Origin of the sequence: Nesterenkonia sp. AN1, from assembly GCF_000582475.1 — a bacterium.
Lineage (GTDB): Bacteria > Actinomycetota > Actinomycetes > Actinomycetales > Micrococcaceae > Nesterenkonia > Nesterenkonia aurantiaca.
Genome location: NZ_JEMO01000019.1, coordinates 107,848 through 129,568, shown reverse-complemented (window position 1 = coordinate 129,568; position 21,721 = coordinate 107,848). Strand labels below are relative to the sequence as shown.

The window sequence follows — 21,721 nt, the reverse complement described above, 5'->3', positions numbered from 1 at the left end:
TGGCTGATGCGCCAGAACCAGCCTATCCGTAGAATAGATCGACCCAGCCCCCGCGAGAGTCGAGGCACCCATGGTCATCCTCACCGAGCGCAGCCAGCCGGAGCAGCTGCTGGTCGATGCCCTGCGTGCAAGCTTCGACGCCTCGGTGATGAACTTCGGGTCCTACAACATCCTCTGCACGGTGGACCGGCTGGGGGCCCCGGCCGACACCGGCGCCGCCCGCGCCTGGGGCGGGTCGCTGCTGCTCGTGGGCTACCGCCGAGAACCCATCGAGATCGTGCTCTGCCCGGTGGATCTCGATGACGCGCTCAGCCGGGTCGAGACCCTGCGCAGGGGGGAAGAACCGGGCCCTGCCGCGGCGGCGATTCCCACACTGGTGAACCTCACGAACCTTGCCGGGATGGCGTCACAGGACAACGTCGTCGAGGTGACCCTCTCTACCGGCAGACGGACGAAGCTGGACCTCCATTCGCAGGTGCGCTTCGACCAGTTCCCCGAGACCGCGCTGCACCAGGGCCGGGACGTGGCGGACTTCTACGAATTCATCGACTACTTCATGGACGTGGTCGAGCGGATGAACGCCGCCTGAGCAACGCTTCCCGCGGGCGACCTGCGGGAGGCGGACAGGCTCCGGAGGGGTGCTCCCGTCGCTGCGGCACCGCATGAACCCGCGGCAGCACGCCACGAGCCCGCGGCGGCGGGCCACAATGAGACCGGGCGAGGGCACGAAAAAGGCCGCCGGTGCACGATGAATTCGTGATCCGGCGGCCTGATTCTGGCCACAGCGCCTGCCCTCTAAAAGTGGGCCCCTCGGGACTTGAACCCGAAACCTGCAGATTAAGAGTCTGATGCTCTACCAATTGAGCTAGAGGCCCTTAATGACAAGCGCTGTACTGCCTTTCGCTGCTCTGCATCTCAGCAGGGCAACGACATAGAACTCTAGCACCAGGTCTGCGGGTGCGCCAATTGAGAATGGGTGACCGTGCTCTCACCGGACCGGATCGCCTCTGTCCGGCGTGAGTGCCCTATTCGAGGGCTCACCTGGGCACATGGCGCAGGATTCGTCGCCTCGGGGGAGGACACGGTACTGTGGACCGGTCCGCCTGAAGTCCTCACGGAGGCCCGCCGATCCAATGCGGCGCGGCCGCACGGCAGGGCGGACAGTCAATCGGGGTGTAGCTCAGCTTGGTAGAGCGCGCGCTTTGGGAGCGTGAGGCCGCAGGTTCAAATCCTGTCACCCCGACAGCAGACGATTCACCAGTCATCGATCAGGAGCCCCACACGTGGTCAAGAGCACCGTAGAGAATCTGAACCCGACCCGCGTCAAGCTCACCGTCGAGGTGACTTCCGAGGAGCTGGCGCCAAAGATCAAGGCGGCGTACAAGAGCATCGCCGAGCAGGTCCAGGTCCCCGGCTTCCGCAAGGGCAAGGTGCCGGCTCCGATCATCGATCAGCGCGTCGGACGCGAGTACGTGATGCAGCAGGCCATCAATGATGGTCTCAACGACTTCTACCAGCAGGGCCTGGCCGAGGCCGAGCTCGCCCCGCTGTCCCGTCCTGAGGTGGAGATCGAAGAGATCCCCGACGTCAAGACCAACGAAGGCGTGCTCAAGTTCACCGGTGAGCTGGACATCAAGCCTGTCATCGAGCTGCCGGAGTACTCCGGCCTCGAGATCGAGGTTGAGTCCCGCTCGGCAGACGAAGCAGCAGTCCAAGAGCAGCTGGATGAGCTCCGCGCCCGCTTCGGCACGCTCAAAGACGTCGAGCGCCCCGCCGCCAACGACGACTTCGTGACCATCGACCTGATCGCCACCGTCGGGGAGGAAGAGGTCGACACCGCTTCGGGCCTCTCCTACCAGGTCGGCGCAGGCACCATGCTCGAGGGCATCGACGAGGCCCTCGAGGGCCTTTCGGCCGGCGAGGACGCCACCTTCGAGACCACTCTGGCCGGCGGCGATCACTCCGGTGAGACCGCCTCGGTCAAGGTCACCCTGCAATCCGTGAAGGAGCGCGAGCTGCCCGAGGCCGACGACGAGTTCGCTCAGCTCGCCTCGGAGTTCGACACCATCGAGGAGCTTCGCGCCGACCTGACGTCCAAGGCCGAGGAGAACCTCGTCGTGGAGCAGGGCGTGGAAGCACGCGACAAGGTGCTCGAGAAGCTGATGGAGCTCATCGATGTCCCCGTGCCCGAGTCCGTGGTAACCGAGCAGGTCGAGCAGCACTTCGCCTCGCAGGGCCACGAGGTCGGTGACGATCACGACACCAAGGAGCACCGCGAGGAGCTTTCCAAGCAGACCGCCGAGGCCTTCCGCAACGAGCTCGTCCTCGACGAGATCGCGCAGAAGGAAGAGATCGGCGTCGAGCAGAGCGAAGTCATCGAATACATCGTCTCCACCGCCTCGCAGTACGGCATGGAGCCGAACCAGTTCGCGCAGATGCTTGACCAGGCCGGCCAGGTCCCCATGATCATGGGCGAGGTTCGCCGTCGCAAGGCCCTGGCCAAGGTGCTCGAGCTCGCCGTCGTCAAGGACACCGAGGGCAACCTCGTGGACCTGACCGACTTCGTCACCCCCGCCGGAGATGAGGACGAGGCTGAGGCTGTTGAGGCTGAGGCCACTGAGTCTGAGACCACTGAAGCTGAGGCTTCCGAGGAGACCAAGCAGGGCTGATTCAGCCTGCAGCAACAGAAGGGCCCCACTTCACACGTGAAGTGGGGCCCTTCTGTGCATCCAGGCGTTCTCTGCTGGTAGAAACCGTGTGCCAACAGCGAACAGTCCCGGGTCAGGGGCTCACCTGGAGCAGGGGAACCAGTAATGTTCTTGCCGAGGGCACTGCAAGTGCCGACCCCAGATTTACCCACCAGTGGAGGATGAGTCCATGACCCAGAGCCTGCCGAGCATGTCCAGCGTGGACCCCGCGTCCCGCGACGACTACATCTACAACCGTCTGCTCAAAGAACGGATCATCTGGCTCGGTTCAGAGGTCCGCGACGACAACGCCAACGCCATCTGCTCACAGCTGCTCCTGCTCTCGGCTGAAGACACCGAGAAGGACATCTACCTCTACATCAACTCCCCGGGCGGATCCGTCACCGCGGGCATGGCGATCTACGACACGATGAAGTTCATCCCGAACGACATCGTCACCGTCGCCACCGGCCTCGCCGCCTCGATGGGACAGTTCCTGCTCTCTTCGGGCACCCCGGGCAAGCGCTTCGCCACCCCGCATGCGCGCATCCTGATGCACCAGCCCTCGGGCGGCATCGGAGGCACCGAGTCTGACGTCCGGATCCAGGCGCAGCTGATCCAGCACATGAAGCAGGTCATGGCGGAGCTCACCGCCGAGCAGACCGGCCAGAGCCTCGAGACGATCCTGCGGGACAACGCCCGTGACAAGTGGTTCACCGCTGAGGACGGCCTCGAGTATGGCTTCTTCGACAAGATCGCTCAGCGGTCTTCCACCGTCTCCGGAGGCGGGGGAGTCTGATCCCTGACGGGACCAGATCGCCTTCAGCCCACGATTCGCACCAGGACCACAGGAGCACATCTGACATGAACCCACTTGATCCTTCGGCACAGGGCCTCCCCTCGGCTCAGCCCAGCGGCCCCGGCATGCCGGATTCGCGCTACATCCTTCCCTCCTTCGAGGAGCGGACGCCCTATGGCTTCAAGCGCCAGGACCCGTATGCGAAGCTCTTCGAGGATCGCATCGTCTTCCTGGGCAGCCAGGTCGACGACGCCTCGGCCGATGACATCATGGCGCAGCTGCTCGTGCTCGAGTCGATGGACTCCGAGCGCGACATCACGCTCTACATCAACTCCCCGGGCGGCTCGTTCACCGCGATGACCGCCATCTACGACACGATGCAGTTCGTCCGGCCGCACATCCAGACGGTCTGCCTGGGTCAGGCAGCCTCCGCCGCAGCGGTGCTTCTGGCCGCAGGCACGCCCGGCAAGCGCCTGGCGCTGCCGAACGCACGCGTGCTGATCCACCAGCCTGCCGTGGGGGGCACCCGCGGCACCGCCACGGATCTGCAGATCCAGGCCGATGAGGTGCGCCGCATCCGCACGTGGATGGAAGACGTGCTGGGAGATCTCACCAAGAAGTCCCCGGACGAGATCGCCGAGGACATCGACCGTGACAAGTTCCTCTCCGCCGCCGGAGCCAAGGACTATGGCCTGGTGGACGAGGTGCTGGCCTCACGCAAGCTTCCGCTCTGAGGCACATGAGCTGAAGATCTCGACCCGTTCGGGGACGTTCCTTCGGGACGTCCCCGAACGTGTCAGTGCCCTGGAGTACGCTAGAGCCGAAAAGCACAACAGTTCTTAAGGGGATTCAACGTCCATGGCACGCATCGGTGAGAGTGCAGATCTGCTCAAGTGCTCGTTCTGCGGCAAGAGCCAGAAGCAGGTCCGCTATAAGCTGATCGCCGGCCCGGCGTATACATCTGCGACGAGTGCATCGAACTCTGCAACGAGATCATCGAGGAGTACCTCAATGAGGTGCAGGAGCCCGATGACTTCGAGCTGCCCAAACCCCGCGAGATCTACGATTTCCTCGACGAGTATGTGATCGGGCAGGACAAGGCCAAGCGCACGCTCTCTGTCGCGGTGCACAACCACTACAAGCGCATCCAGGCCACCGGTTCGGCGAAGAAGACCACCTCCTTGGAGAAGGGTCCGCTGGACGACGTCGAGATCGGCAAGTCCAACATTATGATGGTGGGCCCGACCGGCTCCGGCAAGACCTACCTCGCGCAGTCCCTGGCTCGGAAGCTCCAGGTTCCCTTCATCGTGGCCGACGCGACCAGCCTCACCGAGGCCGGCTACGTCGGTGAAGACGTGGAGAACATCCTGCTGAAGCTGATCCAGGCCGCCGACGGGGACGTCAAGAAGGCCGAGCAGGGCATCATCTACATCGACGAGATCGATAAGATCTCGCGCAAGTCGGAGAACCCCTCGATCACGCGCGACGTCTCCGGCGAGGGAGTTCAGCAGGCGCTGCTGAAGATCCTCGAAGGGACCGTGGCCTCGGTGGCTCCGCAGGGCGGGCGCAAGCACCCCCAGCAGGAGTTCATCCAGATCGACACCTCCAACATCCTGTTCATCGTCGCAGGGGCCTTCGCCGGGCTCGAGGAGCTCATCGAGTCCCGTGCCGGGCGCAAGGGCATCGGCTTCGGCGCCCCGCTGTCCACGATCACCAAGACCGAGGCCAGCTACGCCGACGTCGAACCGGAGGACCTGCACAAATTCGGACTGATCCCTGAACTGATCGGCCGGCTCCCGGTGATCGCCACCGTCGAACAGCTCGACGCCGCCGCGCTCACCGACATCCTCACCAAGCCCCGCAACGCGCTCGTGAAGCAGTACCAGAAGATCTTCTCCATCGACGGGATCGAGCTCGAGTTCACTCCCGAGGCACTCGGCGCCGTGGTGGAGCAGGCGGAGCTGCGCGGCACCGGTGCCCGCGGTCTGCGCTCCATCCTGGAGAACGTGCTGGGGCCGGTGATGTTTGAGCTGCCCTCCCGCGATGACGTCGCCACGGTGACCATCACCGCGGCGGTCGTCCGTGAGGGTGCCGAGGCGGAACTGGTCACCCTGTCCGAAGCCAAGAAGTTCCGCAAGAAGTCCGCCTGACCTGCCTTTTTCACCCTTTTCGGAGCCTGTCTATTTGCTGGACAGGAGCTGGGGTGTAGGCTCGATCACACGTCGTGGCCTAGGCCACATCAAGTGATCGGGCCACCGCGCCGGGTGACGAGAGGTGGAAGATTCATGGGTCAATCCCAAGGTTCCCCGCGCAGGGGACGGACGGTTCGAGCAGCCGGCACCGCACTCGCGGCAGCCATCCTGCTGAGCGGCTGCTCCGACAGTGAGGACGTCCCCGTCCTCACCTGGTACATCAACCCGGACGACGGCGGACAGGCCACGCTGGCGCAGCTCTGCACCGAGGAGGCTGAGGGCGCCTACACGATCCAGACTTCGCTGTTGCCCGCCGACGCACCCTCCCAGCGCGAGCAGCTGGCCCGGCGTCTTGCGGCCAACGACTCCTCGCTGGACATCATGTCCCTGGACCCGCCGTTCATCCCGGAGCTCGCTGAGCCCGGGTTCCTGGCCCCGGTCCCGGAGGACGTCGCAGAACGCACCACCGAAGACACCCTCGAGGGTGCCCTCGCCGGGGCGATGTGGAACGACGAACTGGTCACCGTCCCGTTCTGGGCCAACACCCAGCTGCTCTGGTACCGCGAATCCGTGGTGGAGGAAGCCGGACTCGACATGGACGAGCCGGTCACCTGGGACCAGGTCATCGAGACCGCGCTCGAGCAGGACAAGCTGCTCGGCGTCCAGGGGATCCGAGCCGAGTCCATGACCGTCTGGCTCAACGCGCTCGTAGAGTCCCAGGGCGAGTCGATCCTGGCCAACCCCGAGGCGCCTGCCGCAGACCTGCAGACCAACCTCGACACCGAACCCGGGTCGCGGGCCGCCGAGATCATCGGCATGATCGGCTCCGAGGGCTTGGCTGGCCCCGGTGTTGCGTCCATGGACGAGAACCAGTCGATGCTGCTGTTCCAGCGAGATCAGGGGTCCTTCATGGTCAACTGGCCCTTCGTCTGGGCCGCGACCAACGCCGCCGCCGAGGAGGGCGCCGTCGAGTCCGAGCTCGTCGATGACATCGGCTGGGCGCAGTACCCCCGGGTCGACGAGGACACCGCCTCGGCACCCCCGCTGGGCGGCATCAACCTCGCCGTGGGCGCCGACTCCGAGAACCAGGAGCTCGCCTTCGAGGCCATCGAGTGCATCGTGGCCCCGGAGAACCAGACCGAGTACTTCATCACCAACGGCAACCCTCCCTCCTCGGAGGCCGCCTACGAGGATCCGGCCCTCGAGGACGACTTCCCGATGGCCGATGCCATCCGAGAGGCGCTGGAGAACGCAGCACCGAGGCCTCAGACTCCCTTCTACAACGAGATCTCCACCGCGATCCAGCAGGAGTTCACACCCATCTCGGGGGTCAATGCAGAACAGACTCCCACACAGACCGATGCCTTCATCGTCGAAGTGCTCAGAGGGGAGCGTCTCCTGTGACAACCGCACCTGAAACCTCGCGGCGGCAGAAGCGCGAAGCCGCCGCGTCTCATGGCAGGACTGCCGACCGTAAGAACGGCAGCGGGAAGAAGCGGACCAACCGCGCGAAGTCTGAGGCCCGCCTGGGCTGGCTGATCGCCGGTCCTGCCTTCTTCATCATGCTCGCGGTCACCGCGTACCCGATCGCCCAGGCGATCTACGACTCGCTGTTCTCCTTCCGGCTCACCTCGCCGGATGACCGCTCCTTCGTGTTCCTGCAGAACTACATGACGATCCTCTCCGACACCGGAGTCTTCTGGTCTGCCCTGGGAGTCACGGTGCTGGTCACCGTGGTCACCGTGGCTGTGGAGCTGGTCCTCGGGTTCGGACTGGCGCTGGTGATGCATAAGGCTCTGTTGCGGATCCGTGGGGCGCTGCGCACCGCGATCCTGGTGCCCTACGGCATCATCACCGTGGTCTCCGCCTTCGCCTGGTACTACATGTTCGACATCAACTCCGGCTTCGTGAACAGCTGGTTCGGCTGGGTGCCCGGGATCGACAGCGACCTCGACTGGTTCGCGAACTTCGGCACCGCGATCACGGTGATCATGGCTTCGGAGATCTGGAAGACCACACCGTTCATCGCCCTGCTGCTCCTTGCCGGCCTCGCGCAGGTCCCCGATGAGCTGGTCGAGGCCTCCAAGGTCGACGGTGCCAGCTGGCGGCAGCAGATGACCCGGGTCATCCTTCCCAACATGAAGGCCGCCATCATGGTCGCGGTGCTCTTCCGCGCACTCGACGCCTTCCGAATATTCGACAACGTCTTCATCATGACCAACGGCGCAGCCGGCACCGAGGTGCTCTCGCTGCTGGCCTATCGGACCTCGATCGGGCGGCTCGAGATCGGACTCGGCTCCGCCGTCTCGGTGATCTTGTTCGCCTGCGTCCTGCTGATCTGCGTCATCGCGATCAAGTTCTTCAAGGTCGATCTCGCCAGCGGGACCGATGCAAAGGGAGGTAAGTAGAGATGGCCTCCAACGGCAAGCTCACCGGCAAGCAGAGGCTCGGATGGACGGCGCTCACCATCGTCGTCATGGGATACGCGCTCTTCCCCGTGGCCGCGATCCTGGCCACCAGCTTCAAGACCCAGGCCGACCTCGGCAATGCCAGCTTCCTGCCAAGCAGCCTGACCTGGGAAAACTACGAGATGATCCTCTTCGGGGATGCCCAGGGTCTGTTCCTCACCGCCTTCCGCAACTCGATCGGCATCACGCTGATCGCCACGTTCATCGCGGTGGTGCTGGCCACGCTGTGCGCCTACGCCATCGCGCGGCTGAACTTCCCGGGCAAGAAGATCATCCTGGGCACCGCCTTGGCGGTGTCGATCTTCCCGGTGATCTCCGTGGTGACCCCGCTGTTCAACCTGTGGCGCAACATCGGGCTCTACGACACCTGGCTCGGTCTGATCATCCCGTATCTGTCACTGACCCTGCCGATCTCGATCTGGACCCTGGCGGCGTTCTTCCGGCAGATCCCCTGGGACCTCGAGCAGGCCGCGCAGGTGGACGGCGCCACCCAATGGCAGGCCTTCCGCCGGGCCATCGTGCCGCTGGCCATGCCGGGCGTGTTCACCACCGCGATCATCGCTTTCTTCATCGCCTGGAACGACTTCGTCTACGGGATATCCCTGACCTCCACCGAGGCCGCCAGACCGGTGCCCGCGGCGCTGGCCTTCTTCACCGGTTCCTCGCAGTTCGAGGAACCCACCGGCGCGATCTCCGCGGCCGCCATCATCGTGACCATCCCCGTCGTCGTTCTGGTGCTGCTGTTCCAGCGCCAGATCGTCTCCGGACTGACCCAGGGCGCCGTCAAGGGCTGAGTAGATAAGGACTCCACTGCAATGTCATCCATCACGCTTCAGAATCTCGTCAAGAAATACGACGACGGCTTCCCCGCCGTCAATGACATCTCCATCGACATCGAGGACGGCGAGTTCATCATCCTGGTGGGACCCTCCGGCTGCGGAAAGTCCACGCTGCTGCGCATGATCGTGGGCCTGGAAGACATCACCGAGGGTGACCTGCTCATCGGCGGGGAGCGCGTGAACGAGAAGGCCCCGCGCGAACGTAACCTCGCCATGGTGTTCCAGAGCTACGCGCTCTACCCGCACCTGACCGTCTACGAGAACATCGCGTTCCCGATGCGGCTGACCAAGGGGAAGTTCACCAAGGAAGAGATCGATGAGAAGGTCCGCCACGCGGCGACCATGCTCGAGCTCACCGAACACCTGGAGCGCAAGCCGGCGAACCTCTCCGGCGGTCAGCGGCAGCGCGTGGCCATGGGCCGCGCCATCGTCCGCGAGGCAGACGCTTTCCTCTTCGATGAGCCGCTCTCGAACCTCGACGCCAAGCTGCGCGGTCAGATGCGCGCCGAGATCGCCAGGCTCCAGCGCGAGCTCAACACCACCAGCGTCTACGTCACCCACGATCAGACCGAGGCGATGACCCTGGGGGACCGGGTAGCAGTGCTGAAGAAGGGCCTGCTCCAGCAGATCGCCTCTCCGCGAGAGCTCTATGAGCAGCCCGCGAACCTCTTCGTCGCCGGATTCATCGGCTCACCGTCGATGAACTTCCTGCCCGGCACCGTGGAGGGCAACATCTTCTCCACGCCGCTGGGCAAGATCGAGATCCCGGACCGCGCGGCCAAGGCCGGCGCAGGCCGTGACATCGTGCTGGCGGGGATCCGTCCAGAGTTCTTCGACGACGCCTCTCAGCTCAGCGAGGCGCAGCTCTCCAAGGGCACGACCTTCACCGCGGAGATCAGCCACAGCGAGTGGATGGGCAACGAGCAGTACGCCTATGTCTCCTACGAGACCGACGAGCGGGTCCAGGAGACGCTGCGCAACCTCGCCGAGGAGATGGACGCCGATGAGCTGCGCACCCAGCTCGTGGTCGAGGTCGATGCCACCTCGCGCTTCCGCAGCGGGGACACCGCCGAGCTCTGGCTCGACACCCGCAGAATGCACCTCTTCGACCCGGGCACCGGTGAGAACCTCACCCGGGATGAGGAAGCTGGCGCGGAGCTCACCCGTGAGGCCCGCGAGGACCGCAAGCGCGATGCCGAGCGGTTCGTCGCCAAGCAGTCCTGACCGGGGCGGGTTCGTTCGCCGCTGACCTGCACGGTCACACCCCCCGGCGAGCCCGGGATGCTAAGTTATTTACAAGACAGACCTGACGCTCAGCAGGGCAGGCCGCCGCGGGGCGACCGTCTGGCTGAGCAGTCAACACCAGGCCGAAGAGTTGGAGCGCCACCATGAGCACCGTCCCCGAAGAGTTCAAGTACAGTGCCGAGCACGAGTGGATCGGGACCACCGAGGATTCACTCGTGGTGCGCGTGGGCATCACCGACTTCGCCCAGGACGCCCTCGGCGAGGTCGTCTACGTGGAGCATCCTGAGGTCGGTGCGACGGTTGCAGCCGGCGACGTGGTGGGCGAGGTGGAATCCACCAAGTCGGTCTCTGACATCTTCGCCCCGGTCGCGGGGGAGATCGTGTCCGTCAACACGGACCTCGACGAGAATCCCGGAGCGGTGAACTCCGCCCCCTATGCGGCGGGCTGGCTGTTCGAGATCAAGCTCGCAGAATCCGCAGCGGCAGACACTCTGCTCAGTGCCGCGGACTACAAAAACCAAGTAGGCTGAAGGCCGCCAGCAGGCAGCCCGGCGAGAGGAGGCGACGTGGAGAGCACGCGAAATCGTGACAACGGTCAAAGTGCGGCGGAGACGACGAGCATCTCGTTGCCGCCGGCAGAGGCGCACGCAGGGGAGCCTCATCTCTCGGAAGATGACAGGCAGGCCATCGCGGCGCTGCCCAGGAACTCGGCGCTTCTGATCGCCCACAGCGGTGCAAACCAGGGGGCGCGCTTCCTGTTGGACCAAGATCTGACCACCGTCGGCAGGCACCCTGAGGCAGGGATCTTCCTCGATGACGTCACCGTGTCCCGGCGCCACGTCGAACTGACCCGGCAGGGACTGGGCTTCCAGATTCGAGATCTCGGCAGCCTCAACGGCACGTATGTGAATCACGACCGCGTAGACGAGTACGCGTTGAAGCCCGGCGATGAGGTGCAGATCGGCAAGTTCCGGCTGACCTTCTATGCCGGATCCAAGGAATCCGACTGACCGGTGATCCACAATGCCAGGGCGGACCGGAGGGAAACGTTATCCTGAGGATGATTTCGTCTCGCCCCCAAAGCCCGAAAGAGGACATGCAGTGAGTGCTTCAGCAGCGTCGAAGCCGAAACCGGCCGCGACTCCCACCGAGCGCGCCGCCACGCATGTCTTCACCATCTCCGAGGTTCTGCGCGAGCTGCAGAACGAGTTCCCCGACCTCACCGCATCGAAGCTGCGCTTCCTCGAAGAGCGCGATCTCGTGGAACCCGCCCGCACCGCATCGGGCTACCGGAAGTACTGCGCGGCCGACGTCGAGCGACTCCGCTTCATCCTGGCGCTGCAGCGCGACCGGTACATGCCGCTGGATGTCATCAAACAGACCATGGACGCCATCGACTCCGGGGATACCCCGGAGGCGCTGCCGCAGGCGGCCCCAGTGGGTCCCCGCGAAGTCACCGATGAGATGGCCGCCCAGATCACCGGACGAATTCGCCCGATGTCGCGCAAGGAGCTGCGCGCCCACTCCGGCGCCACCCGCGGGATGCTCGACACGCTGGAGAAGTTCCGGATCATCGCGGCCGACGCGGAGGGCAACTACAGCCACCACGATCTCAAGGCCGTCAAAGCGGTCCGGGTCCTGGCGCGCTATGGGCTCGAACCGAAGCATCTGGTCAACATCCGCCGCTCCGCGGACAACGAGCTGGATCTGATCTCACGCGCCATGGCCCCGCATGCTGCCCGCAGGGACACTGCCGCCCGGGCGCGAGTCGCGGAGTCCTCCAAGGAGATGCTCCAGTGCCTCAAAGATCTGCGCGGCTCAATCATGGACACCTCAGTGGAGCAGTTGGACAAGAACTGACCTAGACTTGAACCATGGAGAGCCAGCTTGTGCCGCTGGATGTCGTGGGTGTTCGGATCGAGCTCCCATCGAAACAGCCTGTTGTGGTGCTCCGCGGCGCAGAACCCGGCCTGGACAATCTTCATGTGGCCGTCTTGGTGGGACCAGCTGAGGCCAACGCCATCGCGATGGCCATGGAGAAGAAGATCCCACCCCGCCCGATGACCCACGATCTGCTCGCCGAGGTCATGACTCGGCTCGGCTCGGGAGTGCGCTCGGTGGAGATCGGCATGTTGGACTCATCGACCTACCGAGGGACCATCACCCTGGTCAGCGGCCGCAGCTTCGCGCCCGCGCCTCCGATGCGATCGCCGTGGCGGTGCGGGTGCAGTGTCTGGTCACCATGGAGCGCGAGATGCTCACCCGGGTGGGCATCACACCGCGCACCGCAGCCACGGGACAGCGTCCGATCTCCGAGGACGAGATCAAGGAATTTCGCCGGTTCCTCGACGATGCCGAGCCGGGTGACTTCGAGTGAACCAGGGCCGATGCGAGCTCGTCACTGGTGGAACTTCGCGACACGCCGTAGAGTAAAACTCAAATGTCTTTGACCCTGCGCGGCTGCGGCAATACCGTCAAGGGACAAGGCCTTCGCAGGCGCCTTCCTCGCCGCTCTCGCGGCGCCGGGTAGGGGCTTTCCCAGCGGAGTCCGGCACTTCAGGAGGCTACCAGGTGGGTCCAGAATCGCACGCGGGCACCGAGCGTGTACGGCCAGGGCAGGCAGCTGCCCAGCAGCCCCTGTTCAGCGACGGTCGGCCTGAGCTGGACGAGGAGCTCGGCTACCGCGGGCCCGTGGCCTGCGCCGCCGCAGGGATCACCTATCGTCAGCTGGACTACTGGGCGCGCACCAAGCTGGTGCAACCCTCTATGCGCAACGCCGCCGGCTCTGGTTCGGCCCGACTGTATTCCTTCCGCGACGTACTGGTGCTCAAGGTGGTCAAGCGTCTGCTGGACACCGGTGTCTCGCTGCAGCAGATCCGCAGCGCGATCGAACACCTGCGCGAACGCGGCGTCGATGACCTCGCCCAGATCACCCTGATGTCGGACGGCGCCTCGGTCTACGAATGCACCTCCGCCGACGAGGTCATCGACCTTGTGCAGGGCGGACAGGGAGTCTTCGGCATCGCCGTGGGCCGGGTGTGGCGCGAGGTCGAAGCCAGCCTGGTGGAGCTTCCACGGGAGCGCACCGAGCCCGAGGCCATTCCCGAGCTTGAGGCCTTCGGCTCAGCCGGAGATGAACTCGCCCAGCTCAGAGCGCGTCGCTCCCAAGCCTCCTAACCCTCAGACTTCGCCCCGCGGGGCACACGCAAAAGGACCGCCCCTCGATGAGGAGCGGTCCTTATCTGCTGTGTCAGACCAGCTGCTGTGTCAGACCAGCTGCTGTGTCAGACCAGCTGCTTGAGCAGCTGGTCGAAGGATTTCGCCAGGTCCTTGACCTGTTCGCCGGGCCACTGGTGCACCGGGTACGCCGCGCCCTGGATCTGCTGCCAGAACGGGTTCTCCTCCAGCACCGGGAGCATCAGCTTGTCCTTGTAGAGCCGCTCCATCTCCAGCAGGCGGTATTCGTGCTCGGCGGAGTCGGCACGGGCACGGTTGACCACCACGCCGGCGGACTTCAGCTGCGGTGCGTACTCGTTGGAGAACATCCGGATCGCACGCATCGTGCGCTCGGTGCCGGCCACGGAGAACAGGCTCGGCTCAGCCACAAGGAGCACGCCGTCCGATGCCGACCAGCCGATTCGGGTCAGACCTGCCAACGAGGGCGGGCAGTCGATGAGCACCAGGTCATAGCCGCTGACCCGATCGAGGATCATGCGGAGTCGACGCATATCGCGAGGCCGGATATCGGGACGATCGAAGGCCGCCGAGAGCGCGGAGCCGACGACGACGTCCAGTGTCGCCTCGGAGCGCTGCTCTGCGGGGAGCAGGTCCAGCCAGCCGGAGCGGACCACGTGGTCACTCAGGGTGGTGCGCTTGGCATCGCGCAGCAGCTGCCCGGCCTCAGTGCCGGTGCCGCGGGTGACGGCCAGCCCGGTGGTGGAATCCGCGTGCGGGTCCAGGTCGACGACGAGAGTCCGCACCCCCTGGTGGAGGGCGGCCGAGGCAAGGCCCATAGTGACCGAGGTCTTACCGACCCCGCCTTTCAGACTGGAAACACTCAAGATCTGCACGCTCCCCATCATAGGGATGATCTGCTGTGATCCTTGCCCCGGCGCTCCGCGCAGGAAGGGATGGATCAGCTGATCTTCATCTCACCCATCTCTTCCCAGCCCTCACCCTCGATCTGGCGCGAGATGATCTTCGGGGTGGAGACCAGCGCCTGCGCCATGGCTCCGTCTGAGCTGACCGCCTGCTGGAAGTGCGCCGATTCCACGTGCGGGCCAGCGGCGTCGTCGTCGAAGGCTTCGATGAGCACATATTCGTTGGGGTCCTGAAGGCTGCGGGACCAGTCGAACCACTTGTTGCCGGGCTCGGCCCGGGTGGCCTCGGTGAAATCAGCGGTGATGGCGGGCCACTGGTCTGCCAGCTCGGGCTTGACCTGGAATTTCACGACGATGAGGATCATGGGCTGCTCCTTGGTGTGGGTCGGGTTGAGGCATCCGCGGCGACAGGCCGCAGACGCGGGTGAGTCTTCCACGACAACCGAGCCGGGCGCCCAGGGATTCCCGAAACGGCCCCGAGCCCGGGCTGGGAAGAATCACCCGACGGTCGCGTCTAGGATTGTCACATGGCCCACTACGACCTCTCCATCATCGGTTCCGGCTCCGGGAACTCCCTGATCACACCCTTCTGGGATGACAAGCGCGTGGTCCTGGCGGACAAGGGCTCCGGCAGCACGGCGGCCTTCGGCGGCACCTGCCTGAACGTGGGGTGCATTCCGACCAAGATGTTCGTCCGCCCGGCGGCGCTGGCCCGGGGGCCGGTGGAAGCGGCCCGGCTCAACGTCACCCAGGAGACCACCGAGGTGGACTGGTCCGCGATGCGTGACCGGGTCTTCGGCCGGATCGACGCGATCTCTGCCGGCGGCCGGCAGTACCGCGAGGTCGAGCTGGACCACGTTGACCTGGTGACGGAGCAGGTCACGCTCACCGGGGACTTCAGCCAGCCACCCTTCGCCTTCGTCTCTGAGTCCGGTGTCCGCGCGGAGGCCGACCAGCTGGTCATCGCCGCCGGCTCCCGGCCGGTGCTTCCGCAGGTCCCCGGAATCGACCTGCCTGGGGTGCACACCTCTGACAGCATCATGCGCATCGAGCAGCGGCCCGAGAAGCTGCTGATCATCGGCGGCGGCTACATCGCCTGCGAGTTCGCCGGGGTGTTCTCCGCCTTCGGCACCGAGGTCATTCAGGTCAATCGCAGCCAGGGGCTGATGACCGCCATGGACGCCGACATCTCCGCCGCCTTCTCGGCCGAGGCCGAGAAGAACTGGACGGTGCACTACCAGCGCACCGCGACCCGGATCGCCGAGCACGGTGAGGGGCTGCGCGTCGAGCTGGTCACCTCCGACGGCCGTGTCGAGCACCAGGATGTGGACGCGGTCCTGGTGGCCATCGGTCGCATGCCGAACACCGACCTGATCGGTGCTCGAGAGGTCGGTCTCGACGTGCACTCCGACGGGCGCCTCACGGTGGATGAATACCAGCGAGTGCTCAGCCAGGGCGAACCCGTTGCGGGTCTCTACGCACTGGGCGACGTCAGCTCCGAGGCGATGCTCAAGCATGTCGCGAACCAGGAGGCCCGGGTGGTCGCCCACAACCTGGAGCACCCGGACCGGATCCGCGCGTCGCGGCACGAGGCCATCCCCTCTGCGATCTTCTCCTTCCCAGAGATGGCCCAGGTCGGAATCACCGAGGTCCAGGCCGCAGAGACCGTAGGTGCGGAGAACCTCACCACCAAGATCCAGCGATACGGCGACACCGCCTACGGCTGGGCGATGGAGGACGGCGAGGGGATCTTCAAGGTGATCGCGGACCGCCGCAGCGGGCAGATCCTCGGCGCTCACGTCATGGGCTACCAGGCCTCGAACCTGATCCAGCCGATCATCCAGGCGATGAGCTTCGGCCAGGATGCCTACACGGCCGCTCGGGGACAGTACTGGATCCATCCCGCCCTGATGGAGGTCACCGAGAATGCGCTGCTGGGCCTCGAGGTCCCGATCCCGGAGGACGCCCCGCTCTGAGCCTGGCGGAGCTTCAGCGCTCACCGCAGGTGCCTCGCCGTGCTGCCCTGCCGGAGCCGCGGCGCCAGGAATGGATTTCGCGGCGCTCCGGTTGTCAGGAGAAGAAGCACCAGCCGCACGCTCCACTGAGCAGCGCTGCGGCTGGCCCGAACACCACTGAACCGTGCGCGGAGACCGATCGTCCCGCGCCGAGAGGAGCTTTCCATGGCAGAACGCGTTGATTTCTGGTTCGACCCACTGTGCCCCTTCGCCTGGGTGACATCACGCTGGATCCTGGAGGCCGAGAAGGTCCGTGACATCGAGGTGCACTGGAACGTGATGAGCCTCGGTGTGCTCAACGAGGCCAAGAACCCCGCACCGGCCGAGGACCCCGAGCAGCTCGCCCGCTGGATCCCGGCCCGCACCGCCACCGCCGTGGCGCTGAAGCACGGCGAGGACAAGGTCGGAGAGTTCTACACCGCCGCCGGCACCGAGATCCACAACAACGGCAACAAGGACTTCGAGGCGGCCACGCGCAACGCACTGCGCGCCGTCGGCCTGGAGGAGGACCTGCTCGCCGAGGCCAAGACGGAGAAGAACGACACCGAGATGCGCGCCTCACACGAGAAGGGCATCTCCCTGGTCGGTCAGGACGTCGGCACCCCGGTCGTCGCATTCCAGGGCACCGCGTTCTTCGGCCCCGTCCTGACCCGGATCCCGCGCGGCGAGGACGCCGGCAAGGTCTTCGACGGCGCCGTCGCACTGGCTCAGTTCCCGTACTTCTTCGAACTCAAGCGCTCCCGCACGGAGTCCCCAGCCTTCGATTGATCGAGGCTCCCACCCAGAGGGCCCTCATAAGAGGGCACCACACGACGACGCCGGCACGGGCTTGAAGCCCGCGCCGCGTCGTCGTTTCCGGTGTTCTCAGGCCGGGGGAGTGCTCAGTCCTCGCGGATCACCTTGTGCTGGGCCGCCTGGGCGACCGGGCGGACCACGACCTGATCCAGGTTCACATGGTGGGGGAGCGTGACGGCGCCCGCGATCACCTCGGCGATGTCCTCGGCGACCAGGGGTCGCTTGACCCCGCGGTAGACCGCCTCGGCGGCGGCCACGTCTCCACGGAGACGCTTCGCGGTGAACTCCTCGGTGGCGACCATGCCCGGCAGCACCTCGATGACCCGGATGTTGTGCTCGGCCTCTTCCAGTCGCAGCGCCCCGGTGAGTGCATGTTCTCCGAACTTCGCCGCGTTATAGCCGGCGCCACCCTCGTAAGCCGTGATGCCAGCGGTGGAGGTGACGGTGAGGATCGTTCCCTCGCCGTGGGCGCGCAGCATCGGGATGAAGGCCTGGATCACATTCAGCGCGCCGAGCACGTTGACCTCATACATCCAGCGCCAGTCCTCGGGCCGGCCCTCGGCCACCAGGTCCATGCCCAGCGCCCCGCCGGCGTTGTTGATCAGGGTGTCGATCCCTCCGGCGGCGGTGACCTCTTCCAGAGCGGCGGCCACCTGCTCCGGATCGGTGACGTCGCAGATGATCGGGATGATCCCCTCCTGCTCGGCGAGGCTCTCGAGCTTCTCGGTGCGCCTCGCGACGGCGAAGACCCGCCAGCCTTCGGTGGTGAGTCGGTGCGCGGTGGCAGCGCCGATCCCGGAGGAGGCGCCGGTGACCATGGCGCTGCGGGTGGAGGCATCAGTGTCGATCATGGAGACAGCCTAGTGAGCAGCGTGCGCTGAGAGAACCGGTGGTTCAGTATGTGACACTTGCGTCGTGAGAGAATGGCCAGCATGGCTGATCAGACTCCGGGCACAGACGCGCCCGCCACCGCGACCCTTTCCGCAGACACCTCCCAGGGCGCCGCCGCGCACAAGACCCCCGTGGTCCCGGACCGCCCGGCGCTGGAGGGCCTTGAGGAGAAGCTCCATGCCGCCTGGCAGGCCGAGGAGATCTACCACTTCAACGAGGACACCGAGCGCGCCGAGGTCTACTCCATCGATACTCCGCCGCCCACCGCCTCCGGCTCGCTGCACGTGGGGCATATGTTCTCCTACACGCAGACCGACGTGATGGCGCGCTTCATGCGGATGACTGGGAAGAACGTCTTCTACCCGCTGGGCTGGGACGACAACGGACTGCCCACCGAGCGTCGGGTGCAGAACTACTACGGGGTGCGCTGCGATCCGGCGCAGCCCTACGACCCGGACTACACCCCGCCGGAGAAGCCGGCGAAGAACCAGCGCGACTGGGACGCGATCAGCCGCGCGAACTTCATCGAGCTGTGCGAGACCCTCACCGTGGAGGACGAGAAGATCTTCGAGGATCTCTTCTCCCGGCTGGGCCTCTCGGTGGACTGGCGCCAGACCTACCGCACCATCGACGATGACTCCCGCGCCGCCTCTCAGCGGGCTTTCCTGCGCGATATCCACGCCGGCAACGCCTACACCGCCCAGGCGCCGACGCTGTGGGACATCACCTTCCGTACGGCCGTGGCCCAGGCCGAGCTCGAGTTCAAGGACCACCCCGGTGCCTATCATCGCTACCCCTTCACCGTGAAGGACACCGGCGAACAGGTCTTCATCGAGACCACACGGCCCGAGCTGCTGCCCTCCTGCGTGGCGCTGGTCGCGCACCCCGATGATGAGCGCTACCAGCACCTCTTCGGCAAGACCGCGATCTCCCCGCTCTTCGGCGTGGAGGTCGAGGTCAAGGCGCACGGACTCGCGCAGCCGGACAAGGGCTCCGGCGCGGCCATGATCTGCACCTTCGGCGATATGACCGACGTGACCTGGTGGCGCGAGCTGCAGCTGCCGACCCGAGCGCTGATCGGCCGCGACGGCCGATTCTCCCGCGAGGCCCCGGAGTGGATCAGCTCCACGGAGGGCCAGGCGAACTACGAACAGCTCGCCGGCAAGACCGTGCATTCGGCCAAGGAGGCCGTGGTGGAGCTGCTCAAGTCCGCCGAGCTGCTCGAGGGGGAGCCCAAGAAGATCACTCACGCGGTGCACTTCTATGAGAAGGGCGACAAGCCGCTGGAGGTCGTCACCTCCCGGCAGTGGTACATCCGCAACGGCGGCCGCGACGCCGCCCGGCGCGAGAAGATGGTCGCCCGCGGCAAGGAGATCTCCTGGCACCCGACCTTCATGCGCTCTCGCTACGAGAACTGGGTGGAGGGGCTCAACGGCGACTGGCTGGTCTCCCGGCAGCGCTTCTTCGGCGTGCCGATCCCGGTCTGGTACCCGCTGAACGCCGACGCCGAACCCGACTACGACCACCCGCTGCTGCCCGAGGAGGCCCTGCTGCCGGTGGACCCGGCCTCGCAGGTCCCCGCCGGATACCAGGAGTCCCAGCGCGGCGTCGCCGGCGGCTTCATCGGTGAGGCCGACGTCCTGGACACCTGGGCAACCTCGGCGATCACCCCGCACATCGCAGGCCGCTGGGAGAAGGACAACGACTTCTTCAACAAGGTGTTCCCCTTCGATCTGCGCCCACAGGGCCACGACATCATCCGCACCTGGCTCTTCGCCTCGGCGGTCCGCGCGAACTCGCTCAACGACTCCGTGCCGTGGACCAACACCGCGATCTCCGGCTGGATCCTGGACCCGGATCGCAAGAAGATGTCCAAGTCCAAGGGCAACGTGGTCGTGCCCACCGAGCCGCTGGAGCAGTTCGGCTCCGACGCGGTGCGCTACTGGGCCTCCTCGGCCAAGCTCGGCGCGGACACCGCCTACGAGGTGGCGCAGATGAAGATCGGGCGCCGCCTGGCGATCAAGCTGCTCAACGCCTCGAAGTTCGCGCTGAACCTCGGTGTCACCGAAGCCCACATCATCCGCGACGACGCCGGAGCTCAGGTCCTCACCGAGGCTCTGGATCGCGCCCTGATCGCCGAGCTGCGCACCGTGGTGGACCAGGCGACCAAGCACTTCGCAGACTACGACTACGCCCGCGCGCTGCAGCTGGTGGAGTCCTTCTTCTGGTCCTTCACCGACGACTACGTGGAGCTGGTCAAGGACCGCGCCTACGGCTCACGCGGTGAGTCGGCCCAGGATTCGGTGCTGGCAGCCCTGGCGACCACACTGGATTCGCTGCTGCGGCTCTTCGCCCCTGTGCTGCCCTTCGTCACCGACGAGGTCTGGCGCTGGTGGCGCCACGGCTCGGTGCACTCCACCCAGTGGCCGACCACCTCCGGGCTGGAGTCCGTGCAGGGCTCGGCCGGGATGCTGGACTCCGTGGCGCAGGTGCTCTCCGGTCTGCGCAAGGTCAAGTCCGAGGCCAAAGTGAAGCAGCGCACCGAGGTGATCACCGCCAAGGTCTCCGCACCCGAGCGGACGCTGGCCCATATCGACGCCGCCATCGCCGACGTCCAGGCGGCCACCCGGTCCCGCTCCCTGGAGCTGAGCGCGCAGACCGACGGCACGCAGGCCGTGGTGGTCACCGAGGTGGAGCTCGCCGAAGAGGAACAGCCCGCCCAGGTCTGACCTCTCAGCGCGTCAAGGAATCGTAGAGCTGCAGCCGATCGTCGGGCTGCAGCTCTACGATTCTTGCGAAGCTCTCCGATTTTCTGACCAGGGCGGGCTGCCGCCTCAGTCGTTCTCCTCCGTGACGGTCCGGATCTCCAAGACGCCCTCGAGCTCCTGGAGCGCCTCGAAGAGCTGCTCGCGGCCCACACGCTGGGTGCGGGTGAAGGTCATGGTGGCGTCGACAGCGAACCCATCGGAGACTGCGAGTCTCCGGGTGCGCACCAGCCGGGTCTCGTAGCCCAATTGCGAGGCGGCCCCGAGGATCTCGCGCAGGATCCCACGCCCGTCGGTGTAGCGCACGATGTAATGCTCGGAGCGATCATGGCGTGGGAGCCGGCGGACCAGGTTCGTCACCAGGGTGACCGAGAGCAGGTAGAAGACCACCGTGAGTCCCGCGATCACCGGCATCCCGGCGCCGCAGGCCATGCCGACGGCGGCCGTCACCCAGATCGAAGCCGCGGTGGTCAGCCCCGAGACCACGTTCTGCCGGACGAAGATCACCCCGGCACCGATGAAGCCGATCCCACTCACGATCTGCGCGGCGATCCGGGAGGGGTCCAGGACCACGTCCCCGCCGATCAGATGCGAGAAGCCGTAGGCGGAGACCAGGGTGAACAGGGCTGAGCCCATGCCGACCAGGATGTGGGTGCGTGCACCGGCGGACTTCTGCCGGATGTCACGCTCGATCCCGATCGCCGCCGACATCAGGAAGGCCAGGGTCAGGAGCAGAATCTGGGTCGGTGCCGTCTCCGGCCAGACATCGATGCTCATCGCCCCTCCTCTGAAGATCCCACATCAGCCTATAACCCCACCGACACCCGGGACAGCCCTACCGACACCCGGGACAGCCCGCCGAGATTCAGCCCGCCGAGATTCAGCTCTCGCTGAGAGCGGCCACCGCGGGGCGGCTCGGACGCAG

20 protein-coding genes, 2 tRNA genes and 2 pseudogenes are annotated in these 21,721 nt (G+C 65.8%); 19 read left to right on the top strand and 5 right to left on the bottom strand.

Features of this window, described 5'->3' with window-relative positions:
* The first annotated feature begins 70 nt into the window (after positions 1 to 70).
* Entirely contained in the window at positions 71 to 589 is a 519-nt protein-coding gene (locus tag BG28_RS10350; protein ID WP_036476423.1) for a hypothetical protein, read from the top strand.
* A gap of 213 nt (positions 590 to 802) precedes the next feature.
* Here the strand turns inward: BG28_RS10350 and BG28_RS10345 are convergent.
* Positions 803 to 875 (bottom strand) — tRNA-Lys (locus tag BG28_RS10345).
* A gap of 294 nt (positions 876 to 1,169) precedes the next feature.
* Between BG28_RS10345 and BG28_RS10340 the strand changes: the two genes are divergently transcribed.
* From BG28_RS10340 to BG28_RS10280, 15 genes and pseudogenes are all read left to right on the top strand, one after another.
* Positions 1,170 to 1,243, top strand: a tRNA-Pro gene (locus BG28_RS10340).
* 40 nt (positions 1,244 to 1,283) lie between these two features.
* Positions 1,284 to 2,669 (top strand): trigger factor, encoded by a 1,386-nt coding sequence (gene tig / locus BG28_RS10335; RefSeq protein WP_036476422.1) that lies wholly within the window; start codon positions 1,284 to 1,286, stop codon positions 2,667 to 2,669.
* Positions 2,670 to 2,877: 208 nt separating this feature from the next.
* Entirely contained in the window at positions 2,878 to 3,486 is a 609-nt protein-coding gene (locus BG28_RS10330) for an ATP-dependent Clp protease proteolytic subunit (protein ID WP_036476421.1), read from the top strand.
* A gap of 65 nt (positions 3,487 to 3,551) precedes the next feature.
* Positions 3,552 to 4,220, top strand: coding sequence for an ATP-dependent Clp protease proteolytic subunit (locus BG28_RS10325; protein WP_036476420.1), 669 nt, complete (start codon positions 3,552 to 3,554; stop codon positions 4,218 to 4,220).
* A 124-nt stretch (positions 4,221 to 4,344) separates the two neighbouring features.
* Positions 4,345 to 5,636: pseudogene (gene clpX / locus BG28_RS10320) on the top strand (ATP-dependent Clp protease ATP-binding subunit ClpX).
* A gap of 135 nt (positions 5,637 to 5,771) precedes the next feature.
* The gene (locus tag BG28_RS10315) at positions 5,772 to 7,082 is read left to right on the top strand and encodes an extracellular solute-binding protein (protein ID WP_036476419.1); all 1,311 of its coding nucleotides are present in this window, start codon (positions 5,772 to 5,774) and stop codon (positions 7,080 to 7,082) included.
* The gene (locus BG28_RS10310; protein WP_051501305.1) at positions 7,079 to 8,086 is read left to right on the top strand and encodes a carbohydrate ABC transporter permease; all 1,008 of its coding nucleotides are present in this window, start codon (positions 7,079 to 7,081) and stop codon (positions 8,084 to 8,086) included. The genes BG28_RS10315 and BG28_RS10310 overlap by 4 nt, the downstream gene beginning before the upstream one ends.
* Before the next feature lie 2 nt (positions 8,087 to 8,088).
* A complete protein-coding gene (locus BG28_RS10305) occupies positions 8,089 to 8,940 on the top strand; it encodes a carbohydrate ABC transporter permease (RefSeq protein ID WP_036476418.1) in 852 nt (283 codons plus the stop codon).
* Between the two features lie 21 nt (positions 8,941 to 8,961).
* The gene (locus BG28_RS10300; protein WP_036476416.1) at positions 8,962 to 10,209 is read left to right on the top strand and encodes an ABC transporter ATP-binding protein; all 1,248 of its coding nucleotides are present in this window, start codon (positions 8,962 to 8,964) and stop codon (positions 10,207 to 10,209) included.
* 164 nt (positions 10,210 to 10,373) lie between these two features.
* Entirely contained in the window at positions 10,374 to 10,760 is a 387-nt protein-coding gene (gene gcvH, locus BG28_RS10295) for a glycine cleavage system protein GcvH (RefSeq protein WP_036476413.1), read from the top strand.
* Positions 10,761 to 10,796: 36 nt separating this feature from the next.
* Positions 10,797 to 11,240: an FHA domain-containing protein gene (locus tag BG28_RS10290; RefSeq protein WP_036476411.1), complete on the top strand. Its 444-nt coding sequence runs from the start codon at positions 10,797 to 10,799 to the stop codon at positions 11,238 to 11,240.
* A 91-nt stretch (positions 11,241 to 11,331) separates the two neighbouring features.
* Positions 11,332 to 12,090, top strand: a complete 759-nt coding sequence (locus BG28_RS10285) for a MerR family transcriptional regulator (RefSeq protein WP_036476409.1) — start codon at positions 11,332 to 11,334, stop codon at positions 12,088 to 12,090.
* Between the two features lie 14 nt (positions 12,091 to 12,104).
* Positions 12,105 to 12,344, top strand: a pseudogene (locus BG28_RS16830) (bifunctional nuclease family protein); the annotation flags it as partial.
* Positions 12,345 to 12,442: 98 nt separating this feature from the next.
* Positions 12,443 to 12,607, top strand: coding sequence for a hypothetical protein (locus BG28_RS16510; RefSeq protein ID WP_161634829.1), 165 nt, complete (start codon positions 12,443 to 12,445; stop codon positions 12,605 to 12,607).
* A 194-nt stretch (positions 12,608 to 12,801) separates the two neighbouring features.
* Positions 12,802 to 13,407, top strand: a complete 606-nt coding sequence (locus BG28_RS10280; protein WP_051501304.1) for a MerR family transcriptional regulator — start codon at positions 12,802 to 12,804, stop codon at positions 13,405 to 13,407.
* A 107-nt stretch (positions 13,408 to 13,514) separates the two neighbouring features.
* Here BG28_RS10280 and BG28_RS10275 read toward each other — a convergent pair whose 3' ends face one another.
* Together BG28_RS10275 and BG28_RS10270 are read right to left on the bottom strand one after the other, a co-directional pair.
* Positions 13,515 to 14,300 carry a ParA family protein gene (locus BG28_RS10275; protein ID WP_036476546.1) on the bottom strand — a complete coding sequence of 262 codons (786 nt, stop codon included), beginning with the start codon at positions 14,298 to 14,300 and terminating at the stop codon, positions 13,515 to 13,517.
* A 65-nt stretch (positions 14,301 to 14,365) separates the two neighbouring features.
* On the bottom strand, positions 14,366 to 14,695 hold the full coding sequence (locus BG28_RS10270) for a putative quinol monooxygenase (protein WP_036476407.1): 330 nt from the start codon (positions 14,693 to 14,695) through the stop codon (positions 14,366 to 14,368).
* A 162-nt stretch (positions 14,696 to 14,857) separates the two neighbouring features.
* Between BG28_RS10270 and BG28_RS10265 the strand changes: the two genes are divergently transcribed.
* Positions 14,858 to 16,306, top strand: a complete 1,449-nt coding sequence (locus BG28_RS10265; protein WP_036476405.1) for a mycothione reductase — start codon at positions 14,858 to 14,860, stop codon at positions 16,304 to 16,306.
* 204 nt (positions 16,307 to 16,510) lie between these two features.
* Positions 16,511 to 17,113, top strand: coding sequence for a DsbA family protein (locus tag BG28_RS10260; RefSeq protein ID WP_036476403.1), 603 nt, complete (start codon positions 16,511 to 16,513; stop codon positions 17,111 to 17,113).
* Between the two features lie 113 nt (positions 17,114 to 17,226).
* Here BG28_RS10260 and BG28_RS10255 read toward each other — a convergent pair whose 3' ends face one another.
* Positions 17,227 to 17,991 carry an SDR family oxidoreductase gene (locus BG28_RS10255; RefSeq protein ID WP_036476401.1) on the bottom strand — a complete coding sequence of 255 codons (765 nt, stop codon included), beginning with the start codon at positions 17,989 to 17,991 and terminating at the stop codon, positions 17,227 to 17,229.
* 81 nt (positions 17,992 to 18,072) lie between these two features.
* On the opposite strand from BG28_RS10255, the gene valS reads away from it, so the two are divergent.
* Positions 18,073 to 20,760 carry a valine--tRNA ligase gene (gene valS, locus BG28_RS10250; RefSeq protein WP_036476545.1) on the top strand — a complete coding sequence of 896 codons (2,688 nt, stop codon included), beginning with the start codon at positions 18,073 to 18,075 and terminating at the stop codon, positions 20,758 to 20,760.
* A gap of 105 nt (positions 20,761 to 20,865) precedes the next feature.
* Here the strand turns inward: valS and BG28_RS10245 are convergent, their stop codons facing one another.
* Positions 20,866 to 21,573 (bottom strand): MgtC/SapB family protein, encoded by a 708-nt coding sequence (locus BG28_RS10245; protein ID WP_036476399.1) that lies wholly within the window; start codon positions 21,571 to 21,573, stop codon positions 20,866 to 20,868.
* Positions 21,574 to 21,721: the final 148 nt, after the last annotated feature.

Bases quoted from the DNA above. Each gene is read 5' to 3' on its own strand.
- BG28_RS10265 (WP_036476405.1), top strand. From the start codon at position 14,858: ATGGCCCACTACGACCTCTCCATCATCGGTTCCGGCTCCGGGAACTCC.
- BG28_RS10260 (WP_036476403.1), top strand. From the start codon at position 16,511: ATGGCAGAACGCGTTGATTTCTGGTTCGACCCACTGTGCCCCTTCGCC.
- BG28_RS10315 (WP_036476419.1), top strand. From the start codon at position 5,772: ATGGGTCAATCCCAAGGTTCCCCGCGCAGGGGACGGACGGTTCGAGCA.
- BG28_RS10300 (WP_036476416.1), top strand. From the start codon at position 8,962: ATGTCATCCATCACGCTTCAGAATCTCGTCAAGAAATACGACGACGGC.
- BG28_RS10350 (WP_036476423.1), top strand. From the start codon at position 71: ATGGTCATCCTCACCGAGCGCAGCCAGCCGGAGCAGCTGCTGGTCGAT.
- gcvH (WP_036476413.1), top strand. From the start codon at position 10,374: ATGAGCACCGTCCCCGAAGAGTTCAAGTACAGTGCCGAGCACGAGTGG.
- BG28_RS10255 (WP_036476401.1), bottom strand. From the start codon at position 17,991: ATGATCGACACTGATGCCTCCACCCGCAGCGCCATGGTCACCGGCGCC.
- BG28_RS10270 (WP_036476407.1), bottom strand. From the start codon at position 14,695: ATGATCCTCATCGTCGTGAAATTCCAGGTCAAGCCCGAGCTGGCAGAC.
- BG28_RS10330 (WP_036476421.1), top strand. From the start codon at position 2,878: ATGACCCAGAGCCTGCCGAGCATGTCCAGCGTGGACCCCGCGTCCCGC.
- BG28_RS10245 (WP_036476399.1), bottom strand. From the start codon at position 21,573: ATGAGCATCGATGTCTGGCCGGAGACGGCACCGACCCAGATTCTGCTC.
- BG28_RS10305 (WP_036476418.1), top strand. From the start codon at position 8,089: ATGGCCTCCAACGGCAAGCTCACCGGCAAGCAGAGGCTCGGATGGACG.
- BG28_RS10325 (WP_036476420.1), top strand. From the start codon at position 3,552: ATGAACCCACTTGATCCTTCGGCACAGGGCCTCCCCTCGGCTCAGCCC.
- valS (WP_036476545.1), top strand. From the start codon at position 18,073: ATGGCTGATCAGACTCCGGGCACAGACGCGCCCGCCACCGCGACCCTT.